We start from the raw sequence: 19708 nt of genomic DNA on the forward strand, positions 1-19708 counted from the left end.
TGATCGACGTCCGACCGCCGATCCCTTTTGCTCGTGTCCCTCGCGAGTCGGGGGCTTTATTGATTTTGCAGCTCAGAAGTCGGTGATTATGACCTCAGGCTTGTGCGCCGCGCATCAGCCTGTAGGAGCGCTCAATTCGTAGAGTGCGTTGCGGCGTCCTTGCGCGGCGAGGGGACGTCTCGATCCGCAACCGAGCGCAGTTGGCGCTCGCCGGGATCCCCGTCCTTCAACCCGTGAACGGGCGCACCACCACCTCGACCCGGCGGTTCTGCGCGCGCCCTTGTTCCGTGGCGTTGGACGCGACCGGTTGGCTCTCGCCACGGCCCGCGACGAATAGGCGGTCGCGGAGCACCCCACGGTTCACGAGATAGCTCGCCACCGAGCCGGCGCGGCGCTCGGAAAGCGCCTGATTGTAGTCGTCCGGCCCGGTGGCGTCGGCATGGCCCACCACGTCGATGACCGTCTGAGGATACTGTTTGAGGGTGTCGGCGACCCGATCTAGCGGCCCGTAGAACTGAGACTGGATATCGGCTTGGTCGACCGCGAAAGTCACGTCGGACGGCATGTTCAAGACGATGTTGTCGCCCTGGCGTTGGACGTCGACGCCTGAACCGGCGAGGTCGCGCCGCAGATCAGCCTGCTGGCGATCCATGTAGCGGCCGACGGCCGCCCCACCCAGGGCTCCGACTCCGGCGCCGATCAGCGCGTTGGTGCGGCCTTCCTCCCCCTTGTTCGTATTGGTGAGGTAGCCGAGCAGCGCGCCTCCAGCGGCTCCAGCGAGGGCGCCCGTGCGCGTGTTGTCCCGGACGACCAGGCCGGTGTTTGGATCGGTGGTCGTACAGGCGCCGAGCGCGAGGATGCCGACCAGGCCGAGGCCGACGAGAAGTTTCTGAGACATCGTGCATCCACTCGTTCGAGGCTTAGAAACGAATGGCCTGCCCGGCGCCGCCAGACAGGCCAACCGTATCAAAAACGCGCAGCTGAGATCGATTTCGCCGCTCTCCGCCGAAGTCTACTTCTCAACGGCGAAGCTGACTTTCGCGTTGATCCTGAAGTTGTCGATCTTGCCATCGCGAACGGTGGCTTGAAAATTTTCGACGTAGATGGAGCGGATGCCGCGGACGGTTTCGCCCGCTTCCTTGACGGCTTGGTTCGCTGCATCCTCCCAACTGGTCGGCGACTCGGCGAGGATCTCAATGACTTTCAGGATGGCCATGACTTGAACCTTTCAAGAGAATAGGGGCGACCGCCGGCAACAACGCGAGCAGGGCAGTGAACTCAGTCTCGAAGCGACGCCGGAACCTGGCCGCCGTTTTCCGCCAGCTTGCGCCAGACGGCCTTTTGTAAGGCGATGTTCTGCTCGGCGCTGCCATGCTCACCGGCGTGCACGCCAAGTTCCTCAGCCAGGCCCTTTCGGGCGGCGAGGCTGGAATCGAGATCCAGCATCTTCAACAGATCGACGATGGACGTGCGCCAGTTGCCGCCGCCGCCCTTCTGCGCCGCCAGTTCGGTCAGCACAGCCTCGACGTCAACCGGTGGCGCCGGGGCCGGGGCCGCCGCGGCGGCCGCCGGTGCCTGCGCGGTCGTGGTCGGCGCGGGTTTAGCCGCGGCCTGCTCAGCCGGCTTGCGGTGAAAAATCTTCGACATGATGGAGCCAAAGAGGCTCATGGCGCCCTCCCTCGATATGGTTTGAGTCTAAATGCCTAACAGCCAAGTTTGTTCCTTAGCGAAGCCAGGCGACGCTTACGTGAAGGGGTGGTAGCGTCCGACAACGGCTGGCGGGCGCTTATTAATGCGTCGCACGAGGAGGTTTCCGTCATGGCGCTGTTCGACATGATCACCCAGGCTGGCGGCTCAGCCGCCATTGAGCAGATTGGCGCGCGGGTGGGCCTCACGCCTGCGCAAACCCGCAGCGCCGCGGCGGCGCTGCTCCCCGCGCTCGCAGGGGGCCTGAAGCGCCAATCCGGGAACGCGGATTTGGGCGGCCTTCTCAGCCAGTCTGGTCTCGCCCCGGGCGCCGCGCCGACGGACGCCACCGCGTCGATGGGCAATCAGATTCTGGGGCAAATATTCGGCTCCAAGGATGTCAGTCGCACCGTGGCGGCGAACGCGGCGGCCAGCACGGGCATCAGCGCCGATCAACTCAAGGCGTTGCTGCCGCTGCTGGCGTCGCTGAGCGCTGGGGCCCTGGCTTCGAAGGCTGGCGGAACCCAGGCGGCTGAGGGTGGGCTGTCCGGCCTGCTTGGCCTGCTCGATCAGGACGGCGACGGCAATCCCCTGGACGACATCATGGGCATGGCCGGGAAGTTCCTGGGCCGTTAGCTCAAGGGCGGCGTCATGAATGCCGTTCAACTCCTCGGCGTGGCCACCAGCCTTTCTCGGCCTCGGTGTTCAACATCTCGCTATGAGCTTCGGCTCGCTCAGCGCCAACGCCATCCGGGTCCTGAACGCCGGCGCTAGAAAAGGCGGTTTCAGCCACGGCACGGGGGAGGGGAGCATCTCGCCCTATCACCTTGAGGCCGGCGGCCGGGCGGAACACCCCAACGATCTGAAGCCGCAGCACCTTGTGGGAAGAGTGAGCGCCACGGAGATGGCGCAGTTCGATCAGCTGCACACTTCCCTGAAACCTGGCGAGCTGATCGCGGCGTCGGCGGGGACGGCTTTTACGTCACCAGCTGGCGGCGCCGCCAGGCGCTAAGAGTGTTCCCCCGCCTACACTCCTCGTCTCGGGTCTCGCCGCGGTGTTTGCCCAGGGTAGCTCGCGCGTCAGCCGTCGAGACGGCCGGCCTTTCGCCCTAACCTTGCGCGGCGAGGCCCCTCTAACCGCGCCTGCGAACGGGTATCGGCTTGTGATAGAAGGCCGGTTTTCGGCGTTTTCTGATGGTCGAGCCATCCGGTGCCGGGCTGCGGACATCGATGAGCCGCCCGTCTGCATCGCGGCGGCAGAGGTCGATCGCGTCGCCTTTGAAGATGGCGACGGAACGGTTCTGCAGGAATGGAGATCGGGCTAACGGGGGCGGCGCTTCGTCAGGAATAGGGCTCACCTCAAGGTTTGTGCGCTAAAAGGCGCTCAAAAGTACCAACCATGAACATGGTCTATGCGGCGCGATAGAGCCGGTCGGCCGGATCGTTCAGGGGCCTGAATCCGTCTGCTGTGGCGGCGTCGGCCCAGAGATAATCCCCTGTGAGACCGACGTGAGCCCAACTCATCGGCGACAGGTGCGCCAGAAGCTCGTCGGGCGCGGCGATCTCCCGCTCGCGCAGATGCTCGACAGCGCGCTGCATATATAATGTGTTCCAGAGCGCGATGGCGGCGATCACCAAGTTGAGCCCCGACGCGCGGTGCTCCTGGTTTTGCAGGGTGCGATCGGCGATCCGGCCCTGCTTGTGAACGAACACGGCCTGAGCCAGCGCGTGGCGGGCCTCGCTCTTGTTGAGGCCAGCCTGGCAACGACGGCGTAGCTCGGGGCTCTCCAACCAGTCGAGCGTGAAGAGTGTCCGTTCGATCCGACCGACTTCGGCCAGGGCTATGTCCAGACGGTTCTGCCGCTTGAAGGCCGACAGCTTCTTGAGCATCACCGACGGGGCTACTGACCCGGCCTTGATGGACGCGGCCAGCCTGACGATATCGTCCCAGTTCTCCTTGATCAAATCGACGCGGATCGGGCGACCGAGCAAAGACTCAAGGATCTTGTGGCGTGGCTTGGCGCCGATGATGGCCAGCCGGCGATCCTGCAGATCGCGTAGGCGCGGCACGAACCGATACCCGAGCAAATGACACAGGGCGAACACATGGTCGGTGGCCCCGCCGGTGTCGGTGTAGTGCTCCCCGCCGCCGCGGCCGATCAGGCCATCGAGCACATAGGGCGCTTCCGAAGATGTGGCCGACAGGACGCGGGTGTGGAACGAGCCGTGCATGTCCGAAAGGTGGGTGTAGATCCGCAAGCCGGGTTCGGGCCCGTACTTGGCATTGACCGCGCCGGCTCCACCGCGCCGTCGCCCGGACCGAAAGAACTGTCCGTCAGACGACGAGGCCTGGCCGTCGCCCCAGTGGCGGGCAAACGGTTGAGCGTGGTGAACCTCGATGATCCTGGCCAGCGCCGCCTTGTAGTTCTCCTCGCTCAGATACCAACTCTGCGTCCAAGCCAGTTGGGCGTAGCTGACCCCCTGGCTGGCGTTAGCCATGCGCTCGAGGCCCAGATTGGTGGCGTCGGCCAGAACGGCGGCCAGGATGCAGCTGGGATTGTCGTGCACCTTGCCCGATCGCAGCTCGCGGAACATCGACGAGAAGCCCGTCAGGGCGTCGATCTCCCGCAGCAATTCGGTGATCCGCACGCGCGGCAGCAGCGCGTCGATCGCCCGGTCCAGTGAGCGAGCCTCGTCGGGCGCGTTGGCCTTGACCGGCGTGACCGACAACTCCTCGCCCTTCAACGTCACACCGACCAGGTCGCCCTTGGCCAATCGCCTAGAAAACGCAGCGAGCCGCTGATCCAGCAGGCCGGCGCGTTCGGCCAGATAGCTTCCCATTTCGACTCTAACCGGCAGGGCCTCGGCCTCGGCGGCGACCTGGTCCTTGGGCAGCAGATAGTCCGTGAAGCGCCTGTAGGCGCGCGAGCCCTCGATCCACACATCGCCGGACCGGAGGCGATCACGCAACGTGGCGGCCACGGCGGTCTCATAGAGTCGCCGATTGATTGGGCCACCGGTCGGCTTGACCAGAGCCTTCCAATGCTTGGACGCGAACGGCAGCGGCGCGTCATCGGGAAGCTCCCGCCGGCCGGACTGGTTGAGGTCACGCAGGATCTCCATCGCCTTGAGCAAGGGCGCACCGCCGGTTCCGGTCCGGAACCGCATGTGCTCCAGGAAGGTCGGGACGAACCGGCGCAGCGCTCCGTAACGTTCGGCGGCGCTGACCAACGGTTCCTCGATCGCCAGGGCGGCCAAGGCGTCGATCTTCGGCTTGGCGGCGAGCACCTTCCACCAGCCAACCTGGGCGTCGATCCGGTCGAGAACGTCGCCGCCATCGACCAGGGCCTGATCGACGGCGCCGATCACGCCGCTGAACAAGCGCATGAGCTGGCTGACCTCGCGGCTGCTGGCCTGGTACTTGCGCTCGCGACCGCGGCGGCCCTTGGCGAACAACGATCCGACCATCTTGTCGAACATGTCGGCGGCTGCGTCGCTGAGGCGACTTTCCAGGAAGATCAGCTGCGCCACCACGGTCGCCCGCCGCCGCGCGACGCTGTAGCCGCTGAGTAAGAAGGCCGGAGCGACGGCTCCCTCGCGGGCGTATTGCTCGAAGCGGCGCTCATGGATCGTTTCGGTGATCGCCGGATCGATCGCGATGGCGCGGACATAGGCCAGCCGCTCGGTGATGGCCGCCATGTTCGCGGCGCTGGGCGACTCGGGAATTTCCCTAAGCCAGGCCAGCGGTGACTTGCGCAGGGCCGGATCATTGATCAGCAGGCGGTCGACGGCCTCCAGCTGCGAAGGCGTGATCGAGGCCAGCAGGTCCTCGGCAGCTTTGCGACGGGCCTGGGATCTGCCGGCCAAGCCGACGCGCTCCAAAGCAGCGGCCGTCCGCTGCCCGCGACGACGAGCGCGCCGCCGACGAATGCCGCCAGCCCGGCGGGAGCGTAGACGATTCTCAGGTTCGAGCGGATGCGAACTCTCGTGGCCGATCTCGGCGAGTCCCAGCCACCGGGTGTTGGCTTGAACGATGCGACTGCGGAGGACGCTTCATGCCGACCGCTTCGCACCGGCCCGTGAGGGGCGTTTGGGATCTCCAGTCCCGCCACGACCAACTGGGGCAACCGCAATGGGCCTCGTGGCTTTGCAATTCATCACCGCGCGCATGAGGGAACCGTGTCTCAGAACTTCTACTCGATCCATTCGCAAGGCCTGGTGCGCGTCGCCGCATGCACGCCGCGCGTCGCCGTCGGGGATCCCGGGTTCAACGCTGAGGAAACCTTGAACTTGGCGCGGGAGGGTCACGCCAGGGGTGTTGACCTCATGCTCTTCCCCGAGCTGGGGCTCTCGGCCTACGCCATAGACGATCTGCTCCTGCAGGATGCGCTGCTGCGGGGCGTCGAAGCCGAGCTCGCCCGCCTGTTGGCGGCGAGCGCCGATCTTGCGCCCGTGCTGATCCTTGGGGCTCCCATCGTGCACAACGGGCGGCTCTACAATTGCGCGATCGCGGTGTCGCGCGGCCGGATCCTTGGCGTCATCCCGAAGACCTTCCTACCGAACTACCGTGAGTATTACGAAAATCGTTGGTTCGCGCCGGGCGCAGGCGTGACCGGCCTGGAACTGCAGCTGGCTGGCCAGGCCGCGCCGTTCGGGACCGACCTGATCTTCGCAGCCGCCGACCTACCGGATTTCGTGTTCCACATGGAAATGTGCGAAGATTTTTGGGCGGCGACCCCGCCCTCGACCCGGGCCGCCCTTGCGGGCGCCTACATCCTTTGCAACCTCTCGGCCTCGAACATCGTCGTCGGCAAAGCCGATGACCGGGCGCTGCTATGTGCGTCACAATCGCTTCGCTGTCAGGCCGCCTATCTCTACTCGGCGGCGGGTCCAGGTGAGAGCACGACGGATCTGGCGTGGGACGGACAGGCGACGATTCACGAGTTGGGGGCTCTACTGGCGCAGACCGATCGGTTTCCTACAGGCTCGCAAATGGCCATGGCCGACGTGGACGTGGACCGGTTGCGCCTAGAGCGCATGCGCACGCCCACCTTCAACAATGCGGCGGTCGCCGCAGGTCACCCCGAAACACAGTTTCGGCGCGTACAGTTCGACCACAAGCCAAGCTTTGAGGACGTCGGCTTGCTCCGCCCGATCGACCGCTTCCCCTTTGTCCCCGACGATCCAGCTCGGCTGGACAAGGACTGCTACGAAGCCTTCAACATCCAGGTCCAGGGCTTGGGCAGGCGGCTCGAGGCGACGAAGTCCAAACGTCTGGTCATCGGCGTATCTGGTGGCCTGGACTCGACCCACGCGCTGATTGTCGCCGCCAAGGCCTTCGATGCGCTAGGCAAGCCGCGTAGCGACATCCTTGGCTTCACCATGCCCGGCTTCGGCACCAGCGAGGGCACGAAGTCGAACGCCTGGGCGCTCATGAACGCCCTCGGGGTCACCGGCGAGGAACTCGACATCAGGCCGGCCACCAACCAGATGCTGACCGAGCTCGGCCATCCCTTTGCCCGCGGCGAAGCGGTCTACGACATCACCTTCGAGAACGTACAGGCGGGGCTGCGGACCGACTTTCTGTTCCGTCTCGCCAACCAGCGGGAGGGCCTGGTGCTCGGCACCGGCGACCTGTCCGAGTTGGCGCTGGGCTGGTGCACCTATGGCGTGGGCGACCAGATGAGCCACTACAACGTCAACGGTTCGCTGGCGAAAACCCTGATCCAGCACCTGATCCGCTGGGTGGTTAAGACCGCGCAATTCGACGCGGCGACCTGCGAAACACTGCTCAACATCCTCGGCACCGAGATCTCGCCAGAGCTGATACCCGCCGACGCCACCGGCGCCCTGCAGAGCACCCAGGCCAAGATTGGCCCCTATGAACTGCAGGACTTCAACCTCTACTGGATCACCCGCTACGGTCTGCGGCCGTCCAAGGTGGCGTTCCTCGCCTGGCACGCCTGGAAGGACCGCGACGCCGGCGCCTGGCCGCCGCACTTTCCCGCCGAGGCCCGCAACGCCTACGACCTCGCGACCATCAAGGCCTGGCTGAAGGTGTTCCTGTTCCGCTTCTTCGAGATCAGTCAGTTCAAGCGTTCCGCCATGCCCAATGGCCCGAAAGTCATCTCTGGCGGGAATCTGTCTCCCCGGGGGGATTGGCGGGCCCCGTCGGACGGCGCCGCGCGCGTCTGGCTGGCTGAGTTGGAGGCCAACGTCCCCTAGGCGCGCGCGTGCTGTCGGGCGCGCCGGCCGGCGGCCCAGAAAGCGATCGCCACGACGGCTAGGGTCGAGAGCTGCGCCACGAGCCCTTCCCAGGTGGGGAAGATGCCGAGGACCTCGACGCGGGGGAGGGCGGTCAGCGGCCGGACTGGAAGCATGCCGGCCTCCTGTAAGCCGGCCACACCCTTGCCGGCGAGGATGACGGCCAGCACGGCGATGAGCAGGGAACTGTAGGCGAAAAACTGGGTGATCGGCAGTCGCTTGCTATAGCTCAACAGCGCCCAGGCGATCAGGCCGAGACAGACGACGGCTGAAGCCGCTCCCGCCAGCATGGCGACCTGAGCGCCGTCGCTCCACAGCGCCGCATAGAAGAGGATGGTCTCGAAGACTTCCCGATAGACGACGACAAAAGCCAGGAGGAACAGGAACCAGGCTGAACGCTTCGAGAGCGCCGCCGAGAGTTTGTCGCGAATATAGGCCTGCCAGGCGCCAGCTTGAGCCTTGCCGTGCATCCAGACCCCGACCGAGATCAGCACGACCGCCGAGACCAGCGAACCGAACCCCTCGGTGAGTTCACGGCTCGCTCCACTGATCGAGATCAAGTAGGTGGCGGCCGCCCAGGTGAGGCCGCCGCCCGCCAGCGCCAAGACCCAACCGGCATGGACATAGGGCAGCACGTCTTGACGCTCGGCCTTCCGCAGGAAGGCGATCATCGCGATGACGATCAGCAGCGCCTCGACCCCTTCCCTCAGGAGGATAGTAAAGGCGCCGAGAAAGGCGGAGGCGGCGCTCGCCTGGTCCGGGGCCAGGGTCTTATCGACCTGATCAAACAGCCCTTCGAGGTGGCGCACCTGGGCTGCGACTTCTGCGGCGGGCGCGCCTCGGCCGATGCTCGCGCGCAGCGCGCCCATGCCGCCCTCGACCTTCGCCATCAAGGCGCCGTCGCGCGAGCGCAGCATGGGCTCGATCGGCTCAAATCCGTCAAGATAGGCCGAGAGCGCAAGCTCCTCGGCCCGCTTCCGGTCACCGGCTTCATAGGCCGTGAGGCTCTCGCCGAGCTTTCGACGCGCCACGATCAACCCACTGGGCGGTTGCGCTGCGACCGCCTCGGGGTGGCGGCGCAAATAGGCTGTGAGTTGCGCCGCCTGCGGCTCGCCGATCTGCGCCGCCAGGGCGGCTGGCGTGGTCTGGGCGAGCGCCTGCAGGTCAGGAAGCCTCGTTCGCAGATCCGGACGCGCGCGCCAGGCATTGGATCCCTCGCGCTCCATCTCCTGCGAATAGGCGAATCCCCCGACGTGGAATGCGAGCGCCCACCGATCTTCGGAGGAGAGATGGGCGAAGCTGGCCATCGCCGTGCCGTCGAGGCCCTGGGTGATCACCTGGTAGAGGCCAAAGAGGCTCCGCTGCTTCGCACGGTCGATATCGGCGAAGGCGATGGGCGGCGGATTCAGTTGCGCAGCGTCGGGCCCGTCGCCGTGGCCCGTGACACCATGGCAGGAGGCGCATTGTTCGGCATAGAGGGCGGCTCCGCGTTTGAGGTCCGGGACCTGCCGTGGGGCGAGAGGGACGGGATAGGCCTTCAGGAGGTCAGACGCCAACCGCCGGGCTTGTTGGGCGACGGCCGCAGGATCGGCCTTGTCGTCCACAGCGGCCACCAGCGCGCCGGCCGCCGACACCAGCTGGGGCTTCGCCGCCGTCGCCGGCAAAGCGTGGATGCGGCCGCGCACCGACGCGGAAAACTCGCGCATCTCCGAATATTCGGAGGGGCTGACGATCCGGCCAGCCGAGACGGCGCCGGGATAGTCCACGGCGATGTAGTCCAACAGCCGCCATGCCACTTCCGCTGACGGGGCCGTCTCCTGAGCCGCGGCGGCCGATGGGAAGTGCGAAACCACCAGGATGGCCGCGGCGAAGAGGAGACGAGAGAGCGCCGTCATCGAAATGTCCTGGATACTGAGATTAGGTCTTAATAGCAGTCTACAAGCTCAAGTGGCTAGAGGATCAAGGCCGCACGACCGCGCGGATAATTTTTTTCCAAGGGGGGTTGATCCTCTAGCTACTAGAGCAACTAGGATCCCGCACTGATCCGAGGAGGACGGCTCGTGCCGAACACGTCGAAGGGCCCGCAGGCGATCCGTTACCAGATCACCGGCATGGACTGCTCGAGCTGCGCCGAAAAGATCCAGTCCGCGGTGGCCAAACTGCCCGGCGTGGAGGAGGCGAGGGTTTCCATCGCTTCCTCGAGAATGAGTTTGAAGGTCGACGATGAAGTCCGCCGGACCGCCGAAGTCGAGGCCACGGTGAAGCGGCTCGGCTATCAACTCGACCGGGACCAAAGCCTGTCGCCCGCTGATGATCCTGAGCGGCCCAGAGATATCAGCCACGTGACTCCGGCCTATCGGCGGGCGCTCTGGATCGTGGTCCTGATCAATGTCGGCTATGGGGTCGTCGAAATGGTCGCCGGATTCTTCGCGCGCTCACAGGCCCTCAAGGCCGACTCCCTCGATTTCTTGGGTGACGGTCTGATCAGCTTCCTGGGCCTGCTGGCGATCGGCTGGTCCTTGGCCTGGCGCGCGCGCTCGGCTCTGATCCAGGGCCTGTTTCTCGCGACACTGGGATTTGGCGTGTTGCTGAACACGGCCTACCGCGTGCTCGTCCTGAACCAACCTGAGGCCGGGCTGATGGGCGGCTTCGGTCTTGTCGCGCTGATCGCCAACGTCGCGGCAGCCCTGGTTCTAATCCCGCACCGGGCTGGCGACGCCAATATGCGCGCCGTGTGGCTGTTCTCCCGCAACGACGCCCTGGGCAACCTTGCCGTCGTTATCGCCGCAGGCCTGGTGTTCTGGACCAAGACCGCTTGGCCCGATCTGGTGGTGGCGGTGATCATTGCGGGCCTCTTCCTGGGGTCCGCCTGGTCGATCATTCGCGATGCGCGCGCCGATCTTCGCGAGGTGCGAGGTCTCAGGACAAGCTGATGGGCACCCTTCGCGGACTCCCCTTCGCGCGTTCACCCGCCAGCCCCCTTTCGGCCGCGGCCTTGGCGGACCTGCAGCGTGCGGTCGCTGAAGTGAACGCCGGACAGTGGGCCAAGGCTCGAAGCCTTGCCCAACGCGTTCTGACGGTCAGTCCGGCCGATCCCTCGGCGCTTAATGTGCTCGGAACGGTGGCGATGAACACCGGCGGCGCGGAGGAAGCTGTCGACTGGTTCGAGCGCGCCCTGAGGGGGCAGCCCAAGAACCCGTTCATCCACTACAACCTCGGCGAGGCGCATCGGCGCGCCAAGGCCTACACGGCGGCGGCGGGCTGCTTCTTACGGGCCGCGGTGCTGAAACCCGACTTTGCCGAGGCGCACTGCGCCGCTGGCGATGCGTTCCGCCTCTTGGATCGGGACGTTGACGCGGAGCGCTGCTATCGCGCCGCGCTCCAGCGGCAGCCGAGTTCGCTCGCCGCGCTCAACGGCTATGGGCTCGTGCTCCTTCAGCGTGGTCAACCCGCCCAGGCGGCGGCGAAATTCGCGGCAGGATGCGGATCCGTGCCGCCGGGGCATCCGATCCGATCCACCCTGCTGACCAACCTCGGCCTCGCGCGACTCCAAACTGGGCAGGGGCTGGAGGGATTGACCGCGCTCGCCGAGGCGGTGGAGGCCGCGCCCGGTCAGGCCGAGAGTTGGCGGCGGTTGGCCAGCGCGCTCCGACACACGCGGGTCGCGCCCACCTCGCCTGGGTTCCGCGCCCGCCTTCAACAACTCTTCGAGCGGCCCGACATCAACCCGCGGAACCTGGCGACCGCCGCGTTGGCCGTGCTGCGGCAAGACCGGGAGGTCGATTCGCTCCTGGAGACGATCCGCGGCGCGCCGGGCGCCTTAGCGGACACACTCGAGGCGTGCGCCGGGCCCGCGTCTCGACTGGTCAGCGACCCGCTCTTCCGCACTCTCCTCGTGAACGCGCCCATTCCGGACACGGCGGTCGAACTGCTCCTGGTGCAGCTCCGCGCCGACCTGCTGAGCCGAGCGGACTGGCCACCGGAATTGCTAGTCGAGGACCTCGACCTCGCCGTCGCCGTCGCCCGGCAAGCCTTTCTGGGCGAGTACGTCCTGTTCGCTGGCGCCGACGAACAGCGCCGTGTGGACGCCCTGATCGCCAGCCTTGACCGGAGCGACCTTGGCGCTCGCCCCGGAGACAGCATCAAGATCGCGCTCGTCGCAGCATACCGCCCCCTCGCGGCCTCGCCTTTGGCGAGCCACCTGCAGACGCTGGCGGACCCGAATCTCCCGGACCTCTTGCGCGAACAGCTGGCGGAGCCGGCCGAGGAGGCCCGCTGCCGCACGCAGCTCCCACGTCTCAATCCGCTATCCGATCCCGTGTCGCTGGCCGTCCAGCAGCAGTACGAGCAGAACCCGTACCCCCGATGGACACGCTGCAGTGTCGGCGAGGCCCGCGCCTTCCACTCAGCGATCCGCGCCGCTCTGCCCGAGCTTGGCGCGCGCGAAGTCCCGATGCTCGACCAGCCGCGAGTGCTGATCGCGGGCTGCGGCACGGGGCTCGAGACGCTCCGGGTGGCCAACACCTATCTCGGCGCCGCCATCTTAGCCGTGGATCTTAGCGCGGCCAGCCTGGGCTACGCCATGCGTAAGGCGCAGGAATACGGCCTCTCGGATATCCAGCACCTGCAAGCCGATATTCTGCATCTCGCCGAGCTCGGCGAGAGCTTCGACCTCATCGAAAGCTTCGGTGTGCTGCATCACATGGCTGATCCGGCGGGTGGGTTGCAGATCCTCGCTGGCCTGCTTCGACCGGGTGGGTTCCTTTCGATCGGCCTCTACAGCGAGATTGGCCGTCGCGCGATCGTCGAAGCTCGCGCTCATATCGCAAGGTCCGGATACGCCGATGACCCGGACGGTGTTCGGGCGCTGCGGCGGGCGCTCATGCTCGACGGTGCGCCGCCAGCCCTCGCCGGTGTGATGAGTCCCGCCTCCGATTTCTGGACTCTATCCGATTGCCGGGACCTGCTCTTTCACGTCAATGAACACCGGTTCACACTGCTGCAAGTCGGCAGCATGTTGCAGGCCGTTGGGCTGGAATTCCTCGGCGTCCAGTTCGGCCATGCGGTGGACCAGACACGCTACCGCGCGGAGGCGCGTGGCCCAGGGGCATTGCGCAACCTGCAGCGCCTGCATGAATATGAGACGCGCCACCCGGAGGTTTTCGGCGACACCTATCGGCTCTGGGCCCGGCCCGCGGGGCGCTCGCGATGAGGTCCTCCCCACCCATAGTCGACCTCCCGAAAGAACAGCGGGCCGTCCGTCGGCAGGCGACCTTCGCGTTCGCGGTCTGCGCGCTGATACTCGGCATCGCTGTATTTGGCCTGCCGAGGCTCTTCGCCTTCCCGGACGACTTGGTCGAACGGCTCACCTTCGCCCTGAGGGCCGATCTCTTGATCGGACTTTGGGTCATCCTGGCCGTCCGGCAGGTGGCAAAGATCCGGTTCGAATCCGCCGAGGACAACGCGGGGTCGGCTTACTCGCGACCGAGTGCGCGCCTGGCGGTGCCGGCTGCGTTTCTGCAGAATACCCTGGAGCAAGCCCTCATCCTCGCGCTCGGGATTTTGGCGCTGGCGACCGTGCCGGGTGAGCGGCCACTGGCCTATATCGCAGCGAGCGTCGTCCTTTTCAGCCTGGGGCGAGTAACCTTCCTCCGCGGCTACGCCCGCGGGGCGGGTGGTCGAGCCTTTGGCGTCGCCACGACGGCGCTTCCAGGTCTTGGCGCCTATCTCTGGACGATCATCGCCGTCGGCTCAGAGCTCGCGGCCCTTGCGCGGTGACCACTGCGTGAGAGCGCGACGGGCGGAGAACACCTGTGGAAATGCGCTGCCGCCGCCAAAGCGCCAGGCCGGACGGCGTAGCGTCACCTCCGAAAATTGGCGGACATCGACCACGTCCATCAATAATAGCGTTGCAGATCCAAGGTGCGCTCGGATCCGTCCGAGAGGGAGAGCACCACCTTGGCTCCGACCGGCCCGTAGCGCCATTGAGCCACGCCGCCCGTCACGTAGTCCGGTCTGATCGGCACGCCATTCACCGCGGTGATGCTCTCGCCTACGCGCCAGCCTGTCAAGGCAGCAGGACCGCCCTGGGCGACATGAACAACCCGCAGACGATCCGAGTCCACGGCGAGGCCCAAGCCCGACAGGTCCCGCTTGAACGGAGCCGCGAGTAGGCCCGGCGCGGGCCTAAGCCAAAGTGTCCCACCCGTGACATCGAGGGCGAACAGATAACGCTCGAGGACCGGCAGGCCTAGCTTCGCGGGGACAAGCGTGGGGTCCGTCCTCGCAAGGACTTCGCACGGAACGTCCTGAACCGAGGTGCGGCCGACCTGCAACGCCGCCACGGAAACGGTGCGGCTGATTGAGATACCATCGACCCCTGCTGTGGCCGCCGAGGAAATCTTGCGGCCACGCAGCAGCGCCTGCGCCTCGGCCAAGGCCGGTGCGACGGTCAGGGGGTTGGAACTGCCGAGGTCGATCACCGCCGCCACTGGATCGTGGCCTTCGATTGCAATTGGAATGGACAACTGCCCCCGCGCACTCTTCGACAGCGGTAGGCGTTCCGCGTCTTTTCCAGGCTGGAAACTTTCCCGTGAAGGGAACGCGAGACGTCGGCCCGGGAAATCGATCTCCAGTATGACCTCCTTGAGAGCGTCGACCCCGAGAATGAGACCCGGCGCGACACCATCCGCTTCGAAGATTGGGGCGAAGTCGGTTACCACATAGCGCTTCGTCGCAAGCTCCACGCCGCCGATGTCGAGACTCAAGTCGGCACCGGCGCCGAGCGCGACGGATCCGATGTCACCGCGCACGCTGAGGCGATCCAACGGACTCAGACCCAGGCGCATGGCGAGCACATTATCGACGAGGGTCACCGCCGAGCCCGTGTCGATTAGAATCCGAATGTGCTCGCCAAGCAGCGTCCCTGTCACCATGACAGCGCCTGGATCTGCGAGCAGCGGCGTCCAGGGGTCTGCGGACGTCCTTGCGTCCGGGGGGCTCATCGTTTTCCCTCCAGCCGCTGGCGCCCCGCCAGCCAGTATGGCGAGAGATCCCATCGCGCCCAACACCCCTCGCCGGGTATCCTCGCTGCTGCGCATGGCTGGAACTCCTTATCGATTTCGCGAGCCTTGCCGTTAGCTGTGCCCTAACTGTAGCGGCGCGCAATAGTGACCGGCTCGACGCGAGATTCATGACCTTTTCCGACGCGCAATAGCTGAGATGTTTCGCGGCTCCTCGGCGCACATTGCGTGAGACTGAAACCACAATAATTGAGATGGACGCACACTGTTTGAGACCGACGCACGACCCGTGAGACGCTTCCGAGCGGAAGGCCCTCTGGATGCGCATATCTCTTAGACGGGTGAACGAAAACCAGACACAAGCCAGTCTTCTGGGAGCCACTACCGGCGCGGCCAGCGGCTGAGAGCCAGCGTTCCGCATGGACACTGGAAGACCACCACCTTCATCGCGGCGGCCTGAGGGTGGGCGGCATGACCGCGCCGATGGTCCTCGACGGTCCGATGACCGGGGCCTGGTTCCAGGCTTACGTCGAACAGGTGCTGGTCCCGACCCAGCGGCCCGGCGACATCGTCATCCTCGACAATCTGGCCGCCCACAAGAACGCCGCCGCCCGCCGCGCCATCGAAGCCGTCGACGCCAGGCTGCTGTTCCTGCCGCCCTACAGCCCAGACCTCAACCCGATCGAGAACGCGTTCTCAAAGCTCAAGGCCATGCTGCGCAAGGCAGCCGCCCGCACCAGAGACCACCTCTGGAAAGCCATCGCCCAGATCATCGACACCTTCTCACCCAACGAATGCGCCAACTGCTTCGCCGCCGCAGGATACGATGCAGACTGATCGGAAAATGCTCCAATGTGCGTCGGAAAAGGTCATGAATCTCGCGTCGAGCCGGTCACTATTGCGCGCCGCTACACCTACGAGGCTGGCGGGATGCGCCCAATGGTTGCCTTGCTGACGCCGAGCACCCGCGCCAGGTGACGCACGCTCTCGCCGTTGGCGCGTTGCTGGGCGACGAATGAGCGTTGGGCGAGACTCAAAGACGGTCGCCGACCCAGCTTGACGCCTCGCGCCTTCGCGCGGTCCCGGCCTTCGCTGGTGCGCGACCTGATCAGGTCGCGCTCAAACTCGGCCAAGCCTCCGAGCACGGTCAACATCGATCGGCCGTGGGGCGTCGTGGTGTCCGCCCAGGCGTCGCGCAGTGACCGAAATTGCGCCTTCTTCTCGGTGATCGCGGCGAGCACGTTCAGGAGATCTCGCGTCGAACGGGCCAATCTGTCCAACCGGGTGACCAACAGCACATCGCCATCGGCCAGCGCGGCGACGGCGCGCTTCAGTTGGGACCGATCGGCCTTGGCGCCGGAGGCCGTCTCGCTGAACACCTTCTCGCATCCGGCGGCTGACAGTTCAGCGACCTGCGCCTCGTCGCTCTGACCGTCCGTGGAGACCCGTGCGTAGCCGAAAATCATACCCGGATTTTGAGACTATAATCTGAGACACACAAGCCGCTGAAATTGTTCACCCTGGCCAGCGTCTCAGAAATCGTGAAATGTGAGCCGCCGCAGAAGCGGCGGGGAGCATCCCATGGCGCGGCGTAGCTTGCTCACGGGTGATGAACGGCGAAGGCTGTTCGAGCCTCCGGTCACCGACCGAGAGGTGGCGCGCTGCTACACGCTGTCACCCGACGATCTCAAATGGATCGATGAGCGCAAAAGTCCCGCCAACAAGCTGGGCGCCGCAGTGCAGATGGCGCTGCTTCGTCATCCGGGTTTTGGATGGTCGCCTGGCCAGCCGGTCCCAACGATTGTGCTTCGCTTCCTCGCCGACCAGGTTCACGTCGCGCCCGAAGCGTTCGGCGAATACTCAAGGCGACCTCCGACCCGCATCGAACACGCCGGCCAGTTGCACGATCGGTTGGGGCTGCGCGCGTTCATCCGCGGCGACCTTCGACCGTCCGTGGCAATCGCCGCCGTCGCCGCCCGTTCGACCGACAAGGGCGGACCGATCGTTGAAGCGTTGGTCGCCGAGCTGCGCCGTCTGCGCATTATTCTACCGTCGCCTGACACCCTGGAGCGTGTCGGCCTGGCCGGTCGAGCACAGGCCCGGCGCAAGGCGGCCGAGGATTTACTGGCGACGATCTCGCTCGCGCAGTTGGAGTGCATCGACCAGTTGCTCATCAGCGACCCTAAGCTCAAGAAGTCGCAGCTGGCTTGGCTTCGGGACATCCCGGAATCGCCGAGCGCCGCGAGCATGGCGGCGATCACCGAGCGGCTCGCCTTCGTCCGCGCCATCGCTCTCGACCCGGCGATCGCCGATACGATCCACGAGCGGCGCTTCGAGCAGTACGCCCGGGAAGGCGCCATCGCGCCAGCCTTCCTGCTCAGCGGCTACGGTGTCGGCCGCCGGCGGGCGACCGTGGTCGCCCAATTGATCGATCTCGAAAGCCGCCTGAGCGACGCTGCGGTCGATATGTTCGACAAAATGGTCGGCTCTCTGTTCGCCAGGGGCCGCCGCGGCCGCGAGCGTAAATACCAGGCCAGCAGCCGGGAGGTCAGCCAGCTCATGCGGTTGTTCAGCGGCGTGATCGGGGCCGTTGACCAGGCGTGGGCGGATGGCGGCGACGTACTCGACCGGATCGAGATCCAGGTCGGATGGTGGAAGGTCATCGCAGCCAAGCCAAAAATCGACGCCCTGGCGGCGCTGGCGGTCGAGGATCCACTCGTCAGCGCGGCCGATCGCTATGGCGCGCTGCGCCGGTTCGCTCCGACCTTCCTTGAACACATCCGCTTTCGCGCCGGCACGGGCGGCGCGCCTTTGCTCAGGGCGCTGGATATCCTGCGCGACCTCAATCTATCGGGCCGCCGTGAGATTCCGGACGACGCGCCGCTTCCATTCGCCTCCAAGCACTGGAAGGTCTTGGTCAAACCGGTCGGCGGCCAGATCAACAGGAGGCTCTATGAGACGGCGCTGGCCGCCACGCTGCGCGACAGGCTAAGATCCGGTGACGTTTGGATCGAGGGCTCACGGTCCTACAAGCGCTTTGCCGACTACCTGCTGCCCACGAGCGAGGTCGCCGCCGAGGCTGCGGCCCTGCCGGTCAATGTCGAGATGGGCCCCTATCTGGCCGAGCGGGCCAGCCTACTGGATCAGCGGCTCGCCAGCTTCGCCCGGCGATTGGCGAAAGGTGACCTGGTCGGCGTCGCCCTGAACGGCGAACAGCTATCGGTGACCCCGGTGAAGGCCAATGCGCCGGACGAGGCCAGGTCGCTGGACCGCACGATCGACGCCCTTCTGCCGCGTGTCCGGATCACCGAACTGTTGCGGGAGATCGACGCTCTAACGGGGTTCTCGACGATGTTCCGCGAGCTTCGATCCGGCAAGGTCCATGAGAACCCAAGCTGCATCCTGGCCACGGTCCTGGCCGACGCCACCAATCTAGGGCTTGAGCGGATGGCCAACGCCAGCCAGGGCGTTTCCTATGCGCAGCTCGCCTGGACCCAGAGCTGGTACCTGAGCGAGGAGAACTACAAGGCGGCGCTGGCCAGGATCATCGAGGTCCACCACGCTCAGCCGTTCGCCAGGCATTGGGGAGACGGCCAGGCCTCATCCTCGGATGGACAGTTTTTCCGCTCCGGCCGCCGGCGTGGGGGGGCGGGCGAGGTCAACGCCAAGTATGGGCCTGAGCCTGGTTTGCGGATCTACACCCACCTGTCTGATATGCACGGCTCGTTTCACACCCGCGTGCTGTCGGCCACATCATCCGAGGCACCCTATGTGCTCGACGGTCTGATCGGACGTGGCGGCGGCGAGCATTACACGGACACCGGCGGGGCGACGGATCATGTTTTCGCGCTGTGTCATTTGCTCGGCTACCGCTTCGCACCGCGTTTGCGGGACTTGCAAGACCGCCGCCTGGCGATCATCGGGGCGAAGCCTCGCCACAAAATCCTTGAGCCGCTCCTGGGCCGGCCGATCCGGATCGATGTGATCGAGGAGAACTGGGATGATATCATCCGGCTCGCGGCGTCGATCCAGGGCGGATCGGTCGCGCCGTCGGTGATGCTCAAGAAGCTGTCGGCCTTCAAGCGCCAGAACCGCCTCGACATGGCGCTGGCCGAGGTCGGTCGGATCGAGCGGACGCTGTTCACGCTCGATTGGCTGGAGAGCCCTGAGCTGCGCCGACGTTGCCAAGCCGGGCTCAATAAGAGCGAGGCCCGCCATGCGCTGGCCCAAGCGGTGTTCGTTCACAAGCAGGGTAGGATCGCCGATCGCACCCTGCAGAACCAGGAGCACCGCGCTTCGGGGCTCAACTTGGTGATCGCCGCCATCGCGCTCTGGAACACATTATATATGCAGCGCGCCGTTGAGCATTTACGGGCCCGCGAAGTCGCGGCGCCGGATGAGCTTCTCGCCCATCTGTCGCCGATGAGTTGGGCCCACGTCGGCTTGACGGGAGACTACCTGTGGGCCGACGCCGCGGCTGCGCGCGGGGTCAGGCCGCTGAACGATCCAACTGACAGGCTTTACCGCGCCGCATAGTCGATGTTCATGGTTCGTGCTTTCAAGCGTACTTTAGCGAACAAACCTTGAGGTGAGCCCGGTGCGTTCCGCCATCGCCGCGAGGCGACCGCTCGGACGCCCGCGCGGCCGCGGGCCGTGTTCGACCGCCTGGACGACCAGACCCGGTTGGCCGAGCACATGGGCCGACCGTCCGTGATGATGGGCGGCGGTCGTATGAC

General features: G+C 65.8%; 14 protein-coding genes and 1 pseudogene. 8 read left to right on the top strand and 7 right to left on the bottom strand.

The window, feature by feature from the left end; translation table 11 throughout:
* Window positions 1–226: 226 nt before the first annotated feature.
* The 3 genes from Q8M13_RS18470 to Q8M13_RS18480 all read right to left on the bottom strand — a co-directional run bounded on the left by Q8M13_RS18470 (window position 227) and on the right by Q8M13_RS18480 (window position 1668).
* Window positions 227–898: an OmpA family protein gene (locus tag Q8M13_RS18470; RefSeq protein ID WP_305301624.1), complete on the bottom strand. Its 672-nt coding sequence runs from the start codon at window positions 896–898 to the stop codon at window positions 227–229.
* Between the two features lie 114 nt (window positions 899–1012).
* Complete coding sequence (locus tag Q8M13_RS18475) at window positions 1013–1216, bottom strand: dodecin family protein (protein ID WP_304806255.1); 204 nt, start codon at window positions 1214–1216, stop codon at window positions 1013–1015.
* Window positions 1217–1278: 62 nt separating this feature from the next.
* Window positions 1279–1668, bottom strand: coding sequence for a DUF3597 domain-containing protein (locus Q8M13_RS18480; RefSeq protein ID WP_305301626.1), 390 nt, complete (start codon window positions 1666–1668; stop codon window positions 1279–1281).
* A 150-nt stretch (window positions 1669–1818) separates the two neighbouring features.
* Between Q8M13_RS18480 and Q8M13_RS18485 the strand changes: the two genes are divergently transcribed.
* Both Q8M13_RS18485 and Q8M13_RS18490 read left to right on the top strand, forming a co-directional pair.
* Complete coding sequence (locus Q8M13_RS18485; RefSeq protein ID WP_305301627.1) at window positions 1819–2322, top strand: DUF937 domain-containing protein; 504 nt, start codon at window positions 1819–1821, stop codon at window positions 2320–2322.
* 19 nt (window positions 2323–2341) lie between these two features.
* Entirely contained in the window at window positions 2342–2698 is a 357-nt protein-coding gene (locus Q8M13_RS18490; protein WP_305301628.1) for a glutamate synthase-related protein, read from the top strand.
* 398 nt (window positions 2699–3096) lie between these two features.
* Here Q8M13_RS18490 and Q8M13_RS18495 read toward each other — a convergent pair whose 3' ends face one another.
* Window positions 3097–5568, bottom strand: coding sequence for a Tn3 family transposase (locus Q8M13_RS18495; protein WP_305301629.1), 2472 nt, complete (start codon window positions 5566–5568; stop codon window positions 3097–3099).
* A 297-nt stretch (window positions 5569–5865) separates the two neighbouring features.
* Between Q8M13_RS18495 and Q8M13_RS18500 the strand changes: the two genes are divergently transcribed.
* Window positions 5866–7911, top strand: coding sequence for an NAD(+) synthase (locus Q8M13_RS18500; protein ID WP_305301630.1), 2046 nt, complete (start codon window positions 5866–5868; stop codon window positions 7909–7911).
* Here Q8M13_RS18500 and Q8M13_RS18505 read toward each other — a convergent pair.
* The gene (locus Q8M13_RS18505; protein ID WP_305301631.1) at window positions 7908–9845 is read right to left on the bottom strand and encodes a cytochrome c/FTR1 family iron permease; all 1938 of its coding nucleotides are present in this window, start codon (window positions 9843–9845) and stop codon (window positions 7908–7910) included. The genes Q8M13_RS18500 and Q8M13_RS18505 overlap by 4 nt on opposite strands.
* Before the next feature lie 165 nt (window positions 9846–10010).
* On the opposite strand from Q8M13_RS18505, the gene Q8M13_RS18510 reads away from it, so the two are divergent.
* Genes Q8M13_RS18510 through Q8M13_RS18520 form a run of 3 tightly spaced genes read left to right on the top strand, consistent with a single transcriptional unit; the run spans window position 10011 to window position 13728 of the window.
* Window positions 10011–10883 (top strand): cation transporter, encoded by an 873-nt coding sequence (locus Q8M13_RS18510; protein ID WP_305301632.1) that lies wholly within the window; start codon window positions 10011–10013, stop codon window positions 10881–10883.
* Entirely contained in the window at window positions 10883–13162 is a 2280-nt protein-coding gene (locus Q8M13_RS18515; protein WP_305301633.1) for a class I SAM-dependent methyltransferase, read from the top strand. Before Q8M13_RS18510 ends, Q8M13_RS18515 begins: the two co-directional genes overlap by 1 nt.
* Window positions 13159–13728 carry an MAPEG family protein gene (locus Q8M13_RS18520; protein WP_305301634.1) on the top strand — a complete coding sequence of 190 codons (570 nt, stop codon included), beginning with the start codon at window positions 13159–13161 and terminating at the stop codon, window positions 13726–13728. The genes Q8M13_RS18515 and Q8M13_RS18520 overlap by 4 nt, the downstream gene beginning before the upstream one ends.
* 119 nt (window positions 13729–13847) lie before the next feature.
* On the opposite strand, the gene Q8M13_RS18525 is transcribed toward Q8M13_RS18520, so the two are convergent.
* Window positions 13848–14954 carry an aspartyl protease family protein gene (locus Q8M13_RS18525; RefSeq protein ID WP_305301635.1) on the bottom strand — a complete coding sequence of 369 codons (1107 nt, stop codon included), beginning with the start codon at window positions 14952–14954 and terminating at the stop codon, window positions 13848–13850.
* A 406-nt stretch (window positions 14955–15360) separates the two neighbouring features.
* Between Q8M13_RS18525 and Q8M13_RS18530 the strand changes: the two are divergent.
* Window positions 15361–15809 (top strand): annotated as a pseudogene (locus tag Q8M13_RS18530) (IS630 family transposase); the annotation flags it as partial.
* 77 nt (window positions 15810–15886) lie between these two features.
* Here Q8M13_RS18530 and Q8M13_RS18535 read toward each other — a convergent pair.
* Window positions 15887–16438 (bottom strand): recombinase family protein, encoded by a 552-nt coding sequence (locus Q8M13_RS18535; RefSeq protein WP_305301636.1) that lies wholly within the window; start codon window positions 16436–16438, stop codon window positions 15887–15889.
* Window positions 16439–16553: 115 nt separating this feature from the next.
* Here Q8M13_RS18535 and Q8M13_RS18540 point away from each other — a divergent pair, with 115 nt between their 5' ends.
* A complete protein-coding gene (locus tag Q8M13_RS18540; protein ID WP_305301637.1) occupies window positions 16554–19508 on the top strand; it encodes a Tn3 family transposase in 2955 nt (984 codons plus the stop codon).
* Window positions 19509–19708 lie beyond the last annotated feature (200 nt).

The sequence above is a fragment of the Phenylobacterium sp. genome (assembly GCF_030681155.1).
Classification (GTDB): domain Bacteria; phylum Pseudomonadota; class Alphaproteobacteria; order Caulobacterales; family Caulobacteraceae; genus Phenylobacterium.